Origin of the sequence: Kamptonema formosum PCC 6407 (genome assembly GCF_000332155.1) — a bacterium.
Lineage (GTDB): Bacteria > Cyanobacteriota > Cyanobacteriia > Cyanobacteriales > Microcoleaceae > Kamptonema > Kamptonema formosum.
On the sequence record NZ_KB235904.1, the window covers coordinates 604,705 to 622,509 of the forward strand.

14 protein-coding genes and 1 tRNA gene are annotated in these 17,805 nt (G+C 44.8%); 6 read left to right on the forward strand and 9 right to left on the reverse strand.

The genetic code is table 11. From position 1 onward, the window contains the following. Nucleotides 1-15: 15 nt before the first annotated feature. The 3 genes from OSCIL6407_RS0119580 (at nt 16) to OSCIL6407_RS0119590 (ending at nt 1,526) form a co-directional block, all read left to right on the forward strand. Nucleotides 16-87: transfer RNA gene (locus tag OSCIL6407_RS0119580), tRNA-Met, on the forward strand. A 183-nt stretch (nt 88-270) separates the two neighbouring features. Beyond that, nucleotides 271-882 carry a peroxiredoxin gene (locus tag OSCIL6407_RS0119585; protein ID WP_007353609.1) on the forward strand — a complete coding sequence of 204 codons (612 nt, stop codon included), beginning with the start codon at nt 271-273 and terminating at the stop codon, nt 880-882. A gap of 89 nt (nt 883-971) precedes the next feature. After that, a complete protein-coding gene (locus OSCIL6407_RS0119590; RefSeq protein ID WP_007353608.1) occupies nt 972-1,526 on the forward strand; it encodes a peroxiredoxin family protein in 555 nt (184 codons plus the stop codon). 80 nt (nt 1,527-1,606) lie between these two features. Here the strand turns inward: OSCIL6407_RS0119590 and OSCIL6407_RS0119595 are convergent, their stop codons facing one another. Together OSCIL6407_RS0119595 and murG are read right to left on the reverse strand one after the other, a co-directional pair. Continuing rightward, nucleotides 1,607-2,455: an Rpn family recombination-promoting nuclease/putative transposase gene (locus tag OSCIL6407_RS0119595; protein ID WP_007353607.1), complete on the reverse strand. Its 849-nt coding sequence runs from the start codon at nt 2,453-2,455 to the stop codon at nt 1,607-1,609. A 14-nt stretch (nt 2,456-2,469) separates the two neighbouring features. Further along, complete coding sequence (gene murG, locus OSCIL6407_RS0119600) at nt 2,470-3,534, reverse strand: undecaprenyldiphospho-muramoylpentapeptide beta-N-acetylglucosaminyltransferase (RefSeq protein ID WP_007353606.1); 1,065 nt, start codon at nt 3,532-3,534, stop codon at nt 2,470-2,472. Between the two features lie 176 nt (nt 3,535-3,710). On the opposite strand from murG, the gene OSCIL6407_RS0119605 reads away from it, so the two are divergent. Then, the gene (locus OSCIL6407_RS0119605) at nt 3,711-4,610 is read left to right on the forward strand and encodes a nuclear transport factor 2 family protein (protein ID WP_007353605.1); all 900 of its coding nucleotides are present in this window, start codon (nt 3,711-3,713) and stop codon (nt 4,608-4,610) included. An 85-nt stretch (nt 4,611-4,695) separates the two neighbouring features. Next, entirely contained in the window at nt 4,696-5,472 is a 777-nt protein-coding gene (locus OSCIL6407_RS0119610) for an SDR family oxidoreductase (protein ID WP_007353604.1), read from the forward strand. Between the two features lie 338 nt (nt 5,473-5,810). On the opposite strand, the gene OSCIL6407_RS0119615 is transcribed toward OSCIL6407_RS0119610, so the two are convergent. Further along, complete coding sequence (locus OSCIL6407_RS0119615; protein WP_007354948.1) at nt 5,811-7,421, reverse strand: metallophosphoesterase family protein; 1,611 nt, start codon at nt 7,419-7,421, stop codon at nt 5,811-5,813. 248 nt (nt 7,422-7,669) lie between these two features. Here OSCIL6407_RS0119615 and OSCIL6407_RS0119620 point away from each other — a divergent pair, with 248 nt between their 5' ends. Then, nucleotides 7,670-9,061: a cupin domain-containing protein gene (locus tag OSCIL6407_RS0119620; protein WP_019487573.1), complete on the forward strand. Its 1,392-nt coding sequence runs from the start codon at nt 7,670-7,672 to the stop codon at nt 9,059-9,061. Nucleotides 9,062-9,547: 486 nt separating this feature from the next. On the opposite strand, the gene hpsJ-A is transcribed toward OSCIL6407_RS0119620, so the two are convergent. The 6 genes from hpsJ-A to OSCIL6407_RS0119650 all read right to left on the reverse strand — a co-directional run bounded on the left by hpsJ-A (nt 9,548) and on the right by OSCIL6407_RS0119650 (nt 17,797). Beyond that, nucleotides 9,548-10,225, reverse strand: coding sequence for an HpsJ-like protein, cyanoexosortase A-associated (gene hpsJ-A / locus OSCIL6407_RS0119625; protein ID WP_007357070.1), 678 nt, complete (start codon nt 10,223-10,225; stop codon nt 9,548-9,550). A gap of 42 nt (nt 10,226-10,267) precedes the next feature. After that, entirely contained in the window at nt 10,268-10,945 is a 678-nt protein-coding gene (locus OSCIL6407_RS0119630) for a cyanoexosortase A system-associated protein (protein ID WP_019487574.1), read from the reverse strand. Beyond that, a complete protein-coding gene (gene crtA, locus OSCIL6407_RS0119635) occupies nt 10,939-11,790 on the reverse strand; it encodes a cyanoexosortase A (RefSeq protein ID WP_007357068.1) in 852 nt (283 codons plus the stop codon). Before crtA ends, OSCIL6407_RS0119630 begins: the two co-directional genes overlap by 7 nt. Before the next feature lie 699 nt (nt 11,791-12,489). Beyond that, entirely contained in the window at nt 12,490-13,593 is a 1,104-nt protein-coding gene (gene rfbB, locus OSCIL6407_RS0119640; protein WP_007357066.1) for a dTDP-glucose 4,6-dehydratase, read from the reverse strand. 159 nt (nt 13,594-13,752) lie between these two features. Beyond that, nucleotides 13,753-14,130: a response regulator gene (locus OSCIL6407_RS0119645; protein ID WP_019487575.1), complete on the reverse strand. Its 378-nt coding sequence runs from the start codon at nt 14,128-14,130 to the stop codon at nt 13,753-13,755. Then, entirely contained in the window at nt 14,123-17,797 is a 3,675-nt protein-coding gene (locus tag OSCIL6407_RS0119650; protein ID WP_007357064.1) for a response regulator, read from the reverse strand. The genes OSCIL6407_RS0119645 and OSCIL6407_RS0119650 overlap by 8 nt, the downstream gene beginning before the upstream one ends. Nucleotides 17,798-17,805: the final 8 nt, after the last annotated feature.

Here is a 17,805-nt window from a genome sequence, read left to right on the forward strand (position 1 = left end):
TCGTGAAACCAACTTGGCTCAGTAGCTCAGTGGCAGAGCTAGGGACTCATAAGCCCTCGGTCGCAGGTTCAAATCCCGCCTGAGCCATATTTAATAAAGTAAAAAACGCGCTGACTCTGTTCGAGCGCGTTTTTCGATCGCGGAGTGTAGTTGTAGTCGTTATGAGTATGGTATATTTGTAACAGTTCGTAAAATTAGTATCTGCCTGGACAGACTTGCTCAAGGGCGACCTTGGGACTAAGCCTACAGCAATTCAAGGAGAATAAATTCATGGCCGTTAAAACAGAAACCGAAACCCTCCGGGTTGGTCTACCTGCACCCGACTTCACAGCCACAGCCGTAGTGGATCAGGAATTCAAGACGGTTAAACTGTCTGACTATAAAGGCAAAAAGTATGTAGTCTTGTTTTTCTACCCCTTGGACTTCACTTTTGTTTGCCCGACAGAGATTATCGCTTTTAGCGATCGCCACGAAGAGTTCAAGAAACTCGATACTGAAATTCTGGGCGTATCCGTTGACAGCGAATTTTCTCACCTGGCCTGGATACAGAGCGATCGCAAATCCGGCGGCGTTGGCGACCTCAACTATCCCTTAGTTGCTGATATCAAAAAAACAATTAGCGCCGATTATAACGTCCTCGATCCAGAAGCAGGAATCGCTCTGAGAGGTCTGTTCATCATCGACAAAGAAGGTATTATCCAGCACTCAACGATTAATAACCTCGCCTTTGGTCGCAATGTAGATGAAACGCTCCGTACCCTGCAAGCCATTCAGCACGTCCAGTCTCACCCTGATGAAGTTTGCCCCGCTGGTTGGCAGCCTGGAGAAAAGACAATGAATCCAGATCCCGTGAAGTCTAAAGTATACTTTGCGGCGGTATAATCCAAGTTGTTGACAGTTAACAGTTAACTGTTAACTGTTAACTGTTAACAACTACCAGTTAGTTAGTAATTAGTTAGTAATTAGAAATTATGCTGACTTCCACAGACTTTAGGGGCTTGTTAAATCAGCGCTTTTTTCAAAACTTTTTTCCCGTTCCCGCTACAAACGAGCTTAAAGTGGGAGAAATAACTCCAGACTTTGAACTACCAGATATTACCAACGGTAAACTGGTGCGTTTATCAAATTACCGGGGCGATCGCCCAGTTGTACTCGCATTTACCCGCATCTTCACGGAAAAGCAATATTGCCCGTTTTGCTTCCCCCACATTAAAGCACTTAATGAAAACTACGAGCAGTTTGCCGAGCGGGATGTAGAACTATTGATGATTACCAGTACCGATGACCGGCAAAGTCAAATCGTGGTTACAGATTTAGGTTTAAAAATACCCTTGCTGTGCGATCCTACTTGTCGAGTATTTCGAGCATATCAAGTCGGTCAAGCTTTGGGGGCTCCTTTGCCAGGGCAGTTTGTTTTAGATAAACAAGGAATACTTCAGTTTAAACATTTGTTTTCTTTCTTGGATCATAATGCTAGTTCAGAGAGTTTACTTGCAGCGGTAGATCGGCTGAGAACTACAGAATAAGCAGTTTATTTGCCAAATGGGGATGCTCCCTAGCAGTCAGCCGAAACCAACTTGTAGCTGACTGCCAAATCTTAATAGTTTTAGTTTTCCGCCACAGCCTTATTTACGGCTTCAATATCCAATTCTAAGGCTTGAGCAATCTGTTCCACATTCAACCCAAGTGCTAATAAGCGAGGAACTGATTCAAGTTTACCTTCGAGCTTACCTTCGAGCTTACCTTCGAGTTTACCTTCGAGTTTACCTTCCTCTTTAGCTTCAGCCCTAACTTCCTGAAAATACCTTGTCTGTTTTAACTCCTGTAATCCAAACATGGCTTCTATCTCCTGGCGACTAAACTGCGGTAATTTATAGACCATTATTGTCTCTATCAATCCTACAACTTTTTGCTTGAGAGCGGCATCAGAAATCTCTTGCCGTGCTTTGCCGATTAATTCCCTAGCTTGCTCAACAGCATTTTCTTCATTCTGCACCACTAATTTCACCATTCCCAATTCTAGAGATAGGTTACTTGGTTCCCCTAACTCATCTAAATACACTCGCTGCAAAAGGGGAGAAAAACCTACACTTTCATGGGTAAAAAATCGCTGATACGGCCTTGGGATGCCGGGATCGAAACTGCGGCTTGCAAATATCGCTACAGCACGCCAATCTTGAACAGGTTGATATTGACCTAAGTAAACGAAGATTTCCGTAAAAAATCGCCAGTAAAAATCATCTTTTTTCTGGAATTGTACTTCCACAAAATAAATCAGTGAGTCTATGTCGCCTTCTGGAGGTAAGAATACTCCATCAAAGCGGCGGGCCAATTCTTTGATTTCCTGGGAAGTAAACTGGTAGCCTTCAGCTAGTGACGCAGGTTCACCAATAAGTTCAAATAATACACTGGGTAAGGTTTGAAAAAGTTGATAAAAGATGGTGTCAGTTCTCATAGAATTATTCCTCCCTACCGATTTAATAATTCGCGCACTAAGTTTGCCAAACGAGTTGCACTATCATTAACTGCCAACTTATAAACGGCAGCCGACATTTTTGCCAAGTGTTCGGAATCTGCTAATAAATTCAACACTTTAGTTTCTAAAACTTCTGCATTTAATTCACTTTGCCGGAAAGATAAGGCTGCGCCAATTTTGGTAAAAACTGCGGCATTAAAACTTTGATGATCTTCCGCTGCATAGGGATAAGGAATCAAAATTGCAGGCGTTCCTGTGACGGCTAATTCTGTTAGCGCACTCGCACCAGAACGACTAATTGCTAAATTTGCGCGTTGCAATAGTCCACCCATATTGTTATAAAATGGCAGGGAAAAATATTGAGGATGTTTGAGAGTATCAGCATCCGGGTCATTATTTCCTGTTAAGTGTACAATCGTTGCACCTGCATTAAACCAAGCAGGAGCGCATTGTCTAACTAATTGATTAATTCCTACTGCACCTTGGGAGCCGCCCATTGCTACAATTAGGGGAACATTCTCAGCAATTGGCAAGTCCAAGGGTTGAGGTGTAAGAAATTGCGATCGCACTGGCGTACCCGCATAAACCGTCTTAGCGCGAGGCAAATACTGCGCCGCCGCCTCAAAACCGATCGCAACTTTAGTACACCAAGGGCCAAACCAGCGCGTTACTTTCCCTGGCAAAGCATTAGACTCGTGGAGGATAACAGGCAAACCGAGCGATCGCGCCGCTAAAATCGCGGGTGCTGCAATATAGCCGCCAGTGGTGAAAACGCCCTGAAAATTGCCCTGTTTTAGCAGATTCCGCACTTCAAGGATGGAACTGGCGAGCCGACCCAGAATTCGCGCTGTACCCAGCCCAAATCGCCCCTGGAAGCCTTCTACGGGGATAGTATGGAGGGGGTAGAGAGGTGGGATTAATTCGGTTTCCATGCGATCGGGGACTCCCAGCCATTCTATTTGATAGTCGCTCAATTGCTCGGCGGTGGCGATCGCAGGAAATAAATGTCCTCCAGTACCGCTAGCTGCAATCAGTAATCGAATCTGCGTATTTGTCAAGACGTTTTTTCTCCTAGAAGCTCAATAGATCGATCGATTTTATATGGGAAATTTGAAATTTTAGATTATCATGCTGATAGTTAGTTCCTCCACCCACATCCTACAATCTCAAAGCAGTCAGAAGAGGTGAATTCCCTCGCTGACTCTATCCTGGCAAATCACCAAAATATCATCAAATGCGTAATCCTTTGAATTCCCTGCCAAATATTTCTAAATATTTTCCCGATCGCTTCTCAGTAAAAGATGCGATCGCCTCTCCCTTAGTCGGCCTGTCATCGATCGCCCCTCTATTTCTAAGTTTAACAATTGGTGGGATTGGCTTACTAAATCCCTCCCCTGTCAAGGCTCAAGGTACCCTCGCCGATCGCGCTACCATCATTGCTCAAACCCCTACAAACGCACCCGCTGAATTGACAAAACTCCTGAGTGAAATTGATGCCGCAGCGAACAGCCAAAATGTTAAAGCCTTGATGAATTTTTACAGTCAAAATTTTACAAATTCTGATGGCTTAAACCGCCAGAGTATGGAGAAAGCTATCAAGCAATTCTGGCAGGGTTATTCTATATTGAAATACAGTACCGAGCTTAAATCTTGGAAAGCGGAAGGGAACGCATTTATTGCTGAAACTGAGACTACGATTACAGGTACTCAGAAGAAAGAAAATAGAGAGATAAAACTTAAATCTACTATCCGTTCTCAGCAGCGCTTTGAAGGGAATAGAATTGTTAAACAAGAGATTTTAGCAGAGAGAAATCAGCTAACTTCTGGTGAAAATCCACCTACAATTCAGATGAATTTACCAGAGCAAGTCAATGTTGGTCAAGAATATAATTTTGATGCCATTGTGCAAGAACCTCTCGGCAATGATATCTTAATTGGCACAGCTTTGGAAGAACCAATTTCAGAAAAAACATTTTTTAGTACCAGTCCAGTAGAACTAGAATTACTAGCTTCTGGAGGAGTATTTAAGGTAGGAAAAGCACCAGAAACCCCAGAAAATCGCTGGATTTCAGCAATATTGATGCGGCAAGGCGGCATTACCGTAATTACTCAGCGCCTCCGAGTTGTAAAGTAATAAAATTCTGTGGCAGTAAGGATTTTAGCTGGAAAATCCTTACTGCAAATCAGAGATTTACTGAGAACAAATAGTAAGTAAAAAAATGAGTTCAGTTCAAGATAAAATTGTTTTAATTACGGGTGCTAGCAGCGGTATTGGTGCAGCTTGTGCTCGAATTTTTGCTAGAGGAGGTGCTAAACTAATATTAGCTGCTCGCCGCCTTGAACGGTTGAAGAATATGGCTGCGGAACTAACTAAAGAGTTTGAAACAGAGATTTATTTTCTACAGTTAGATGTGCGCGATCGCGCTCAAGTTGAATCGGCTTTTACCAAATTACCTGATGCCTGGGCAAAAGTTGATATTCTAATTAATAATGCTGGCTTAAGTCGTGGTTTAGATAAACTTTACGAGGGCGATTTCCAAGATTGGGAGGAAATGATAGATACCAACGTCAAGGGATTGCTTTATGTCACTCGTTATATTGTACCTGGGATGGTGAGTAGAGGTCGCGGTCACGTAATAAATATTGGCTCAATTGCCGGTCATCAAACCTATCCAGGTGGTAATGTTTATTGTGCCTCAAAAGCAGCAGTTAAAGCAATTTCCGAAGGTTTAAAACAAGACCTTTTGGGTACGCCAATTAGAGTGAGTTCGGTAGACCCAGGTTTAGTGGAAACAGAATTTAGTCAAATACGGTTTCATGGCGATGGGGAGAGGGCAAAAAATGTTTACCAAGGATTAACACCTTTGACACCTGATGACGTGGCGGATGTGGTGTATTTTTGTGCGACGAGATCGCCTCACGTTAATATTAGTGAAGTCCTCTTAGTGCCCACAGATCAAGCTACTGCAACTCTAGTTCACCGCAGAGTTGAATAGAATAATTTTGTAAAAATAAAGACTTCCCCAACCTAGACCTAATTTGTTTCCAATTTTTCCGGATCTCTTTTATTTTCATTGGAAAGTAAGTTGGTAGATGCACCCTGATTGATCGCCCCCGGCCAAATTTGGCTGGGGTTTTTTATAGGAAGAAGGGGCTAGGGACTAGGGAAGATAGGGGCTAGGGGCTAGGGGCTAGGGACTAGGGGAAGAAGGGGAAGAAGGGAAAGAAGGGAAAGAAGGGAATAGAATCAGCGAGTTTGGTGGAACTCAGAACGCCTTAATTGCCAAGAAGGTTGCTATAACAGTTAACAGTTAACAGTTAACAATCCCAAAAATCAAATAATAAATGGTTTAACTTCACTGTAATGCCATTGTCCTTTAAAGCGTTCAGCGATCGCGGGTCGGACTCTGAATTTAGGCGGGTTCCCTGCCAAAACATCAATCTGTAAAAATGAGTAAGGACGGCGTTTTTGCGAACCTTGACCGTTGCGACCGACAAAAAGCAGCGATTCGGCAACGGGGATGCTACCCTTGTCAGGTCGTTTTCCCTGCGATCGCGCCAACTGGTAACTCTGGGCCTCATCAAAGGCCTCCACCAATACAGGCCCTTCCTCCCGTTGACGGCGCAGACTATGACCGCTACCTCCGCAAACAATCCAATTTGTATAAGCATCAGCGTGCCCAGTGTCCCCAGTGCGTATATATTCCAAACAGTGAGCATGACCACTTAGAATTAAATCTGCCACTCCTCGCCGTTCCCCCAAGTCTCCAACTGCATCCGCCACCGCATCAAATACCTCGCGGAGGCGATAACGAATTGCCAAAGTTTGACCTTGATTCCACTTCGTCGCTTCAGTGACATAGGGAGGGTGATGCAGGTAAATTACCCGCCCTCGCACGTCTGGACTCTGCCAAGATGCAATCAGCCTTTCCTTAAGCCAGTTAAGCTGTTCGGAGTCAGTTACAGTTGTTTTGTCTGCTGCCAGGTGTTTATCAATGTCCAACCTTTGCTCATCAATCTGCGCTAACTTGGCGCGGAAATCGTCCAACTGTTCAGCTTCTTGAGGGCGATCGCGATTCAAATTTGCCGAAGCTTCCAGAATTTGCAACCTTTCTTGTTCTAAATCCTGCCGTTGAACTTCCAACTCGCGGCGGTAAGCATCTCCCGCCTGCGTCGCTGGTAGCGGTAGCGGCGCGTTAAAAGTATTTGAATCTAGGGCAAAAAAATCAATGCCCCCACTGCGGAAAGTGTAATAACGATTTGGCAAACGGGTAAAGCGTCCAGGTTCGTAGTGCAAACAGCGACCAGTGTTAGTTTGGGCAGTGTAGTGAGTATCTAGGTGGCGATCGAGTTGGCCGGGAAGGTTAAAAGCTTGGAGACAATCAAGAAACGCTTTAGCATAAGCATGGCCTTGGCGCGATCCGTGCCAACCAACATCGAAATCTAATTTCGACTGGAACAGACGGCGCAGCGGCAAGGCACTCTGGGCGAGAATGCCGTAGATCAGGGGTAAGTCGTAGTAATCGTGATTGCCAGGAACCGGGAGGAACGGCAGATTGAATACCATTTTGTCGTAGGCAATGTGGGATGGCGCGTCACCTCCGACTAGAAACTCGCGGTAGGGGTTAATAAAATTTTGCTGATAATACTCGCTGGAACCGACTAGATAAACGACATCTCCAGTGTGCAGCAGGAAACGGCAGCGATCGCGGCGGGCAGCCATAATTTGGGCAACGCGACGCTGGGGGTTCTGTCCGCCCTCGTTTCCCGATCCGCTATCGCCTGCGACTAAAAATGAGAACTCTTCACTATCTGGAGAGCGATCGCCCAACACCAGCCGCGTTTGATCGATACCCCGTTCCACAATTAATCTGTCTTGCCACCGCACCCGCTCTTTCATCTTGCCGATTTTAACGGGAATTGGCGGATCAGATACAAATTGCACGCCGTCTATCTCCTAGATTTCTTAGTTCTCAGTCGATCGTGCAGCGATCGCTAGAGTTTTGACATCCATCTAGGGGAAGGCTACCGTATAGAGACATCTATTTGTAATAATTTAGTGAAAATGCAACAAATTTAGCAGGAGTGAAATCTCCTGTAATGTACGATACTAAGTCACAGATGGCATTCAACTAGCGCTTTTGATAGTATGCAATCAAGCCGAGGAATCAGGGAAAGCAGTGGAGGTGCGCGATGGAGCTTTTAGCTGAGCAGAAACGATGCTTAGATTGCTTGGTAACGTCAATCAGACAGCTAGGCGGTCAAGTAGAACCAGATCGACTTGAATATACAGCCGAGCTGATTATTCAAACCATGAGGGGCCCTTGGCGTTACTTTCATACGTCAGAACATATTTTTGAGGTCGGGGGGTCAGTCGATCCCGTCGAGGTATTGGCAGCTTTATTTCACGACATGGTTTACGTTCAAGTAGATCAGGGTGTTGGTTTTAACATCAGTAGCTATATTTGTCCGTTTGTCAAGGAGGTGCGATCGCAGCTAGTAATCAAAGACGAAAATGAAATTACTAAAGACTTGATGTACGAGTTAGTAGCAGTTATATTCGGGTTTGTTCCCGGACAAACTCTCTCACCCTTCGCAGGTCAAAATGAATTTTTGAGCGCGATCATGGCTGCAAAATGTTTAGAGCCTTTCTTACCCACTAATATCATTGCCAAAATCGCAGCCTGCATCGAAGCGACAATTCCATTTCGACCAATTTCACCATCTGGCTTGACTGCCAGCGAACTACTTCACCACCGCTTAATTGAGGCTAATATTCAGTTTAACTTTGGCTGGACAGATGCCGAAACTTGCGAAGTAGTCAGACAATCAGTGAGATTGGGCAACCGCGACGTTGAGAACTTTGCCTATCCTAATTCGGCAGATTTTTTGGATAATACCTGGAATCTTATGCCCGAAACTAATCACGAACTGAGTAATGTTAATTCCTACACAGTTGGCGGATACCGCAGGTCTCTACAAAAAATGGAAGGATTTATGAACTTCCTGAAACCCGAACTGGTTTTTCATCATTTTATGGGAGAACCAAGTGAGGAAAATTACTTAGGTTTAATTTCCAGAACCCGAAAAAACATAGAAGTTGCCAAGCTGTATTTAGGTGCAAAACTGATTACAATTGCCATTCTCGAAGCACTTTCTTACCGCTTAGGCCGAGACATTCCACTTTCGACTATGATGGGAGAATTACCCACGCCGGGATTTACAACATCTGCTTTAGAGAACTTTCTACCCGAAATACCGCTGACCCATCCCTTGAAAAGCCAACTGGAAAAAGAAGTACTCGACCTGTTAGCAAAAGGGCGCAATCAAGAATCACGTTACGATATTAAAAACTCCCCAGTTGCTACATTTATTATCAAATCCATCGGTTTTGCAGAAATTGAACACCTGTTGAAGAAAGCTAAAGATTTCTTTGCTGGTAATATGCGGTCTGAGGAATTTCTATCTTATTGCGACCCGGATGTAGTCGGGACAATTGCAACTGGAGTAATGAAACTTTTTGAGAGTCGTAAAATAGCTTTAGGTAAAGTTAAATTAACTGAGAAAGCACTTTCCTCGCAATAAGAGAAGGTAAAAAATAAGTTTGCCTCCCTTTATCTCAATTTCGTTGACAACAGAAAACTCCCTACCCACTTCTCAAAATGCAGTCTAGTAAAGAGCAGAGAACAGAAAATCATGACTGCTTTTTCCCTGAAACTAGAATGAATATGTGGTATTTATGTAAAAAGCTAGAGCAGGCGATTCACCTACTCTAGCATTACCCTGTGACCAGTAAACATAGCCAAAAAAAGCTGTAATCCTATACTTCACAGAGGTTGCAGCTTTTTTTGCCCCGTGAATTCTGAATCATCGGTTTGACCTACAACCTAGTGACTCAGAATTGCAGCCAGGGGTTCCCTAGCTTGCTTCAATAGGACTTCACAGGTCGTCGCAGAAACCGAGTTTTTGAGAGAATTTGTGCGCCAAAACGAAGTATTTTCGTCAAAAAACCCGGTTTCTTTAGTTGGGTGCGTAAGTCCTGTTCAAGCAACTTCTATCGCTAACAACAGCCTATCGAGCCCAGGATGTACCCTTCCAAAGGGTAAAAAACAAAACGCTAGAAATCAGGGCTCCCAGAACCCATTTAACAGAATTTTTCAGTAGTACCAAACGCTGGCTTGACTGCACTGTTTTACTTTGGTTCTCTAGCTGTTCCCTCGCCGGATTAATTCTGGAAAGAATTTGCTTTTTGAGCTCATCAGGATTTTCGCTATTTGTCTGTACGCCCAAGCGCGTCAATTCGGTTGCCAGATTTTTTAAATCTTCAGGTGTACCCTTATTTAGCCGCTCTTCAACTTGTTTCAATTGCGACAATTGCTGATTAGCTTGCTGCGTAATTTGCTGACTATTTTGGTTGTTAATTTTCACAGTATTAACAATTCCCAAGGGAATCATCAACAGAAAAAACAGCGACATGAGAATGCACAGCCAAGACAAAAACTTCAATACCAAATCTTCTAAGTCATAGCGGTCATACTCCTCACCAAAAAATATCAGCGCTAGTCCCAACAAAGGAACAGGAACTCGTTCAACCAAAGAGCCTATCGTCTGCAATTCCCAAACCGGGTTGAGAAAATTTGGGGGTGTAAAAGTCGCAATTATATCTAATAACGACAGTATCAATAGACCGTAGCCGACCCAACGAAGTCTATATATAGAAAAAGTTTGTTCCCCTTGAACTCCAGTCATAAAATTGGCACCTTTTGTAATAGAAATAGTTTTTGCCTTAATTTAAGGTGGTGGAAAGCGAGGCTGCCACCACTGATACCAGGAAACCCAAGTAGTTTCTAGGATTTTGTTAGCATCTGTCGGCGTTGTTTTATCTAAAGGAATGGATATTTGAGTCCACAAACAACGCCTGTCTTGAAGACGACTGACCTGACCTAACAGCATAGAAACGATCCGACTCAACTGCAAATCATAAGTATTGCGGTTGTATTTAAACTGCTCGCTCGTGACAGTAGAACCACCACGAGGGTTGATACAGGCACTCAGATATGCTCGATTTTGGTGCTGCAAAAGCCCGTGAAATCCGACCTCTTGATTGCTTACTATTGTTAGTTTACCAGGAGATGACTCAAAAACATTATGGGCTCTAATCAGGTTTTCAACATTGCCAATTGTGTCAACCACATAGCCCATTTTGATCTCCAAGGGGAGACTGTTTTGTTGATAGCGATATATCCTACCTGACTTGCTATCTGAATCCTCACTGATTACTAACGGGGTACTGTCAATCGCCTGCCATTCAGGTAAAGGTACTGACTGCGGGAACTCAAAGGAAGTCGAGCTAAGGTTGCTAGTGGGAGGATAAAAAATTGATTTTCCTGCCACTAAGAAAACGGCTCCCAAGGTGACAGTTAGAAGGGAACTCCTCAAATTTTTCCAGCGAGTAATGGCTATTAACATTTCTGTTCTTCCTTATTTTGGGGTTCTTCTCGCAGGACAAAAAACCAGCAGAATAAACCAAAAATTGCTACAGAAATCATTGAAAAAACCCATGAGCCGTTGCCTTCGTGCCAGTATTTGAAGGCTGCTTGCTGAGAAAAAGCCACGAGTATTGCCATCAAAGCTACCCGCGCTGAATTGACGATAAAGGCAATGATTACAGCTACGATGGGGACGATAATTTTCTGAGATCGCTTAGTCGGAAACATCAATAAGAAAATTAAAGTTAGCCCTAGTAACTGAAGGATAGCATTAATGCCTGAACAACCGTGATACACCTCTACAGAACCAGTAGGTAGCTTCAAAAGAACGCCGTCGCGAATTACGTTAAAGCCAAAGTAATGAAGGAGAAATGCTGAAAATTTAGCCGTGAGCAAAGCTACGTCAACTAAGGCTCCTATTAATCCGGGAGGGATGATTGTATAGCCAAGAATCAGAAGTTCCTGCCAATATTGTTTTAATCCTTTTACCCCAGAAGCGATAAGAGCTAGACTTAAACCCGACAGGAAAGGGGAAACTCTGATGAAAAATTCGTATTGAGAGACGGAGGCACTTTTAATTAGGATTAAAGCGATGAGGGCAATGCCAACAAAACTAGAGAAAATCCCGCTTTCAAAATTAATGCTTTTGTGCCTTTCCCAAATTAAAAATGCCGCTGCCCCCCAAAACAAAAACATTGTCCCTGATAAGTCAACATCGCCGGATCTCGAAGTTAGAGTAAGTTGCAGGGCGATTAAACCGGCTGCTATTCCTAATAGCAAATATTTAGGTTCTTGTAGATACTTCAGCCAGTTGGTTTCAGTCATTTATGCCTCCCGATTGTAGTTATAGCCTCCAAAATGGTTGTTATTAGCTCCTTTCACGCTTTACTGGTAACAGGTAGGGTTTTGTTTGCCCAATCCTGAATACCTGAGATTTTGAGCTGTTATTTACCTGTCAGGTTTAAGTCTCCTTTTTTACGCCGAGTTCTGATTTTTGTTACAAAATTTGACCTCAGTAACGCCGCCTTCTAAGCGGTTAAGGATATCCCCTAGAAAGCCGCGTTACTGAATATCTGGCCTCACTATCTTGGCGGTTACGATATATGGCAGTTTTAAATGTAGTAGGTACTGCTTTTAATCAGGCATTGGCAATTAGCCATTAGCCATTAGCCATTAGCCATTAGCCATTAGCAATCAGCCATTAGCCATTAGCAATCAGCCATTAGCCATTAGCCATTAGCCATTAGCCTACGATCGCGCCACTAAAAACTGCTATCTTTGTCTGATAGCAATAATTAATAGTATTCCCCTGTTGTGGAAATCTCGTAGACGAGCGATCGCACCCTTAAAAACAACAGCTTGTCCTTGAGTTCGGTAACTCTTTAACTGAGGGACTACATTCAAATTATCAGCCAGAATCACTCGATAATTCTACCCTTTGGATTAAGCTTCATTAAATCTTAATAAACTTGACAAATTAGAGAAAGGATGATAATAGAGAAGCAGATGATTATTTCTTCTTCTCTAAGCGTAAACCTGGCGATAATAAGCTTGATATTCCTCAGATAATAGCGGTTCCCACCAATCGCGATGAGCCAAATACCACTCTACAGTTAGCCTTAACCCTTCTTTAACTGTTACTGAAGGACTCCAGCCTAATTCTTCTTTAATTTTGGTGGCATCAATAGCATAGCGGCGATCGTGTCCGGGTCTATCTTTGACAAAAGTAATCAACTGTTCGCAGGGACGCGCTGGTAAATCACTCGCCAATTCATCCATTAATTGGCATAGCATCCTTACTAAATCAAGATTTTTTACTTCATTATTGCCACCAATATTATAAGTTTCCCCAGGTTTTCCCCGATGAATCGCACAATCCAAAGCGCGGCAGTGATCGATAACATAAAGCCAATCTCGCACATTCTGCCCATCTCCATAAACAGGTAGGGGCTTACCTAAAAGCATATTAATGCACATCAGGGGAATTAGCTTTTCTGGGAAATGGTAAGGGCCGTAATTATTTGAGCAATTCGTGATGATTGTGGGTACACCGTAGGTGTGAAAATAGGCTCTAGCGAGGTGATCGCTACCAGCTTTCGAGGCTGAGTAGGGACTATTGGGAGAATATGGTGTCGTTTCTGTAAAGGGTGGATCTTCTGGGTTGAGACTGCCGTAAACTTCATCAGTAGAAACGTGAAGAAAGACTCCCTGCGGCTTGTGAGGTGCGATGGAGAGACTTTGCCAATGGTGACGGAAAGCTTCTAAAAGGGTAAATGTGCCGACTACATTGGTGTGAACAAAGGCTGCTGGCCCTAAAATGGAGCGATCGACATGAGATTCAGCCGCAAAGTGGGCAACAGTATCGATGTTTTCTGTTTGCAGTAACGTATCTACCAAAGCGCGATCGCCAATATCGCCGACAACCAACCGAAAATTCTCGCCACCCTCCAAACTTGCTAAAGTTTGGCGATTGCCCGCATAAGTTAAAGCATCTAAGACTACTACTCTGTCATCAGGATAACTGCTGCACCAATGATGGACAAAATTCGAGCCAATAAACCCTGCCCCACCTGTAATTAATATCCGGCGTGGCGATCGCAATTTACCTTCGTTCCAACTGTCTGTCATATATAGTTAGGGGTTAGGGGCTAGGGGCTAGGGGCTAGGGAAGAAGAAAAGAAGGGAATAAGAATCAGCGGGCTTCAGCAATGAGCGAGTCTCTTAAAGGCCTTGGCGGTTGTTATATATAGATAGGATATCAGCGCGAATGCTTCGCCCCTACAAAAACTAATTTACTGCGCGGCTACTCAGTAACATCTCAATCTTCCCCAACAGACGGGGAAACTCCACCGGCTTAGTATCATAGTCATCGCAGCCAGCAGCCAAACACTTCTCCCTGTCCCCCGCCATCGCATGAGCTGTCAGGGCAATCACAGGAATAGTATTAGTTTCCGGCGTTGCCTTAATTTGCTGCGTTGCTTGCCATCCATCCAACACCGGCAGACTCATATCCATCAGAATCAAGTCCGGCACCTTCGAGCGAGCCATCTCCACTCCCTCAGCACCATCAACCGCAATTAACACCTCATGTCCTTTGCGAGCCAAGCGCCTAGAGAGCATATCCCTATTCATTTCATTATCTTCAACCAGCAGAATCTTAGCCATTAGTTTCCTCCTTCCTGGGCGTGCCCTGCCTGCGGCCAAGGCTGGCATTTATTAGAGCGCGAACATCCCGCAGGAGAGCATCTCGACTGTAAACTCCTTTCTGTAGGATCTGCTCCACGTAACCATTAAGGTGCAGGCGTTCTCCAGGCGTGAGGTCTTTAGCGGTGATGACGATGATTGGTATCGGGTCGTCACTTGCCGAGTTCTGAATTTCAGAAATAAACTGAAAACCATCCATTTCCGGCAGCATTAAATCGAGCAGGATCAGGTTCGGCGGCGCAAGAGCTAGCTGCTTAAGGGCAGCGCGGCCGCTGTCGGCTTCCGCCACTAGCCAGCCTTCTTTTTCCAGTATGCGCCGCAGCATTTCGCGGGTGGCAAGATCGTCTTCCACAATCAGAATTTGACCAGTTAAACTGCCGCTGGTAAAGTTTAGGTCGCGTCGGTATTTGCTCAAAAGATGAGCGAGGCGCTTGCCATCTACTGGCTTGGTGAGGTAATCCGATGCACCCAAGGCAAATCCCAGGCTTTTGTTGCCAACAAACGATAGCAGGATGACGGGAATATCGGCAAGATCGGGGTCAGCTTTGAGGGCTGCTAGCACCGCCCAGCCGTCCATTCCTGGCATCATCACATCCAGAGTAATTGCGTCTGGGCGCAGTTCTTTGGCTCGGCGTAATGCTTCGGTACCGGTGGCGGCGGCTTCGATCCGCAGTCCTTCACGAGTGAGCGATCGCTCGATCAGATCGCGAGCGATTTGGTCGTCGTCAACTACTAGCACTGTGCCAGAAGTAATCGGAGTTGGGGGCCGGTCGCTGGTTTCTGGTTCTGGGTTTTCGGCAAGGCGATCGCTAAATTCGCTGGGTAATACCACAGTAAAGACTGTACCCTCTCCCAATGCACTTTCTACGGCGATGTCGCCACCCATCATTTGGCAAAATCGTTGGCTAATAGCTAAGCCCAAACCAGTACCACCGTATTTGCGGGTGGTAGAAGCATCTCCTTGAGTAAAGGGTTGAAACAACTGCTTCAACTGTTGTGGATTCATGCCAATTCCTGTGTCAGCAACCCGAAAAATTAAAGAATCACAATCGTAAATTAAAAATTGCGAAAGTATATCTGGGTTTTGTAGAAGTCCTAGCAATGTCCCCTGACTTTGTTCGGGTATAAAATTGACCTCTGGGCTGGTCAATTTTTCATGTTTAACTCTTTCAACAGTAAGCGTAATCGTACCCTCCTGAGTGAACTTGGCGGCGTTGCTGAGCAGATTTAAAAGTATCTGCCGCATTTTAGTCACGTCCGCATACATAGTGCCGGTGCTGTTAGGGCATAATACTTTCAGAGTATTGCCGTTTTTCTCGACTAGGGGTTGGGCGGTGGCGACCACCCCATCAATTAAGGCAGGGATGTCAAAGTTTTCTAGGTAGACATCCATTCGCCCTGCTTCAATTTTAGAGATGTCTAGGATATCGTTGATCAAAGAGAGTAAATGTTTACCTGCGGTACGGATTTTATCAAGATCGGGGATGAAATCTTTGACTGCTAAATCTTCGGCTTCTTCAGCAAGCATTTCACTGTAACCGATGATCGCGTTCAAAGGCGTTCGCAGTTCGTGACTCATATTGGCGAGAAACGTACTTTTGGCACGGTTGGCGGATTCTGCGGCTTCTAAGGCTAATTGGCAGGATACTTCTGCTTTTTTGCGATCGCTAATATCTTCAACAGTGCCTTCGTAACAGGAGATCGCACCCCCCGATGCCCGAACTGCACGCGCGTTCTCGGAAATCCAAATAATACTACCGTCTCGGCGGTATACTTCTGACTCAAATCTCAAGATTTCATTCTGCGTCTCCATCGCTGCTAGAAATTCCTGGCGACGGTTTGGGTCTACATAAAGTTGGCTGCCAATATCTGTCAGTTGTGCCAGCATTTCTTCGGGGTTGCTGTAGCCGTAAATGTGGGCTAGGGCAGGATTGGCGCTGATGTATCGCCCATCGGCGGTACTTTGAAATATGCCTTCTACTGCGTTTTCAAAGATGCTGCGGTATTTAATTTCTGCTTGCCTTAGAGCTTCTTCTGCCCGCTTGCGCTCTAAGGCATTTGCCAGCATTTCTCCTACCATTTTAAATAGGGTTAATATTTCTGGCGATCGCGTTTTTGGGGATGGTTGGGCCTCGAATCCCAGGAACCCTACCAGTTCTTTACTACAGACTAAGGGAATAATAATTACCGATTGCATTTTTTCTGTAGCACTGTCCCAGGGAGGAGCAGAAAAAGTCTCTTCCCGATCGCGATCGCGCAGACAAGCAACTTCCGCTAAAATATTAGTCGGTTGGTTCTCTAGTTCGGGAATGTAAACATTTTCAAATCGATCGAGTTGTTCTACGATCCAGGGAATTTGCGATCGCCTCACTGTTTTGAGTCTGCCCTCTTGGTTCTCAATCCCCGCCGCGCACCATTCACACACATTTTCCAGTTGACTGCCATCATCAACAAATAGATATATATAACTGCGATCGACAGCACTTAATCTGCCAATCTCTTCCAGCGCTTGGTGAATGCCCAAATCTATCTCCTCTGGAGATAAACTAATAAAGTGGGTTGACAAATTAGTAATTAGCTGCTCAAATTGAATCCGATATTCCAGGTCTTTTTCTACTTGTTTGCGCTCAGTTACATCCCGAAATATCCATACCCGACCGACAATTTTTTTCCCGACTTGGGAAGGGTGAGAACTTACCTCTAAAATTCTCCCATCTTTAAATTCTAACAAATTGTTAATCTGTGCATCCGGCTCAGCCGACAATTTGATTGCAGTTTTGAGAAAAGCTTGGGGATATTTCAACTGGCGGATCACGAACGGGAGAGCTGTGGGCGGGCCATTGCCAGGTTGGGCTAAAAGCATGGCATTATCAACTAAACCCCACATTTCCACAAACTTTTGATTAAAATTACTAACTTTTCCCTGGCGATCTAGTGCGAGAATACCCGCATCTGTGGATTCAAATACTGCTTGTAACATCGAGAGCGATCGCTCTAACTCTCCCATCAAACGCTGGCGCTCTGCAATATCAAAAAACACTAAAACACCACTACCGTCTCCGCCTACAATCGGATTAAAAAAATAACAAACTGATAAAATCGTCCCATCCTGACAGAGGAACTTACCATCTGAGTTGCTGCAAGCCTGACCGATAGCGATCGCTTCCCTAAGAGATAATTGACTTTTCCGCGCCTTAATCTCACTCTCAGAGGCTCCTTCGTGTTTGTTTCCCCCTTCCCCTTGTACCCTCGTCCCCGCTTTCCCCAGCGTGACACCAATTCGAGCCAACAGAGGCGCACCCGCCAATTCTGAAAACCCCCACCCCAGTAAGCGTTCCCCTTCAGGGTTAATATAGAGCACATAGCCCCTAGTATCTAAAGTACAAAGTCCCACGCCTAAACTATCCAGTACCGCCGACAGTCCATCCACTTCCCACAAGCCAGAGGCTTCATAGTCCAGAGCCTCCGCCTCTGCATCGAGCGGTTTGGCATCAATTAACTCCTGTTCTTGACGGCTATAGCGATCGTTCACCTGCTCTAGAAATTGCTGCCACTGCTGTGCACCCAGAGGCGGGGACTCTAGGCTCAGGCCGAGCTCTTGAAGTTGGCGCTTGAGGTGAGGGTGCATAATTTATA

Coding starts and splice junctions, on each gene's coding strand:
- OSCIL6407_RS0119585 (WP_007353609.1), top strand. CDS start 271: ATGGCCGTTAAAACAGAAACCGAAACCCTCCGGGTTGGTCTACCTGCA.
- OSCIL6407_RS0119590 (WP_007353608.1), top strand. CDS start 972: ATGCTGACTTCCACAGACTTTAGGGGCTTGTTAAATCAGCGCTTTTTT.
- OSCIL6407_RS0119595 (WP_007353607.1), bottom strand. CDS start 2,455: ATGAGAACTGACACCATCTTTTATCAACTTTTTCAAACCTTACCCAGT.
- OSCIL6407_RS0119605 (WP_007353605.1), top strand. CDS start 3,711: ATGCGTAATCCTTTGAATTCCCTGCCAAATATTTCTAAATATTTTCCC.
- OSCIL6407_RS0119610 (WP_007353604.1), top strand. CDS start 4,696: ATGAGTTCAGTTCAAGATAAAATTGTTTTAATTACGGGTGCTAGCAGC.
- OSCIL6407_RS0119620 (WP_019487573.1), top strand. CDS start 7,670: ATGGAGCTTTTAGCTGAGCAGAAACGATGCTTAGATTGCTTGGTAACG.
- hpsJ-A (WP_007357070.1), bottom strand. CDS start 10,225: ATGACTGGAGTTCAAGGGGAACAAACTTTTTCTATATATAGACTTCGT.
- OSCIL6407_RS0119630 (WP_019487574.1), bottom strand. CDS start 10,945: ATGTTAATAGCCATTACTCGCTGGAAAAATTTGAGGAGTTCCCTTCTA.
- crtA (WP_007357068.1), bottom strand. CDS start 11,790: ATGACTGAAACCAACTGGCTGAAGTATCTACAAGAACCTAAATATTTG.
- rfbB (WP_007357066.1), bottom strand. CDS start 13,593: ATGACAGACAGTTGGAACGAAGGTAAATTGCGATCGCCACGCCGGATA.
- OSCIL6407_RS0119645 (WP_019487575.1), bottom strand. CDS start 14,130: ATGGCTAAGATTCTGCTGGTTGAAGATAATGAAATGAATAGGGATATG.
- OSCIL6407_RS0119650 (WP_007357064.1), bottom strand. CDS start 17,797: ATGCACCCTCACCTCAAGCGCCAACTTCAAGAGCTCGGCCTGAGCCTA.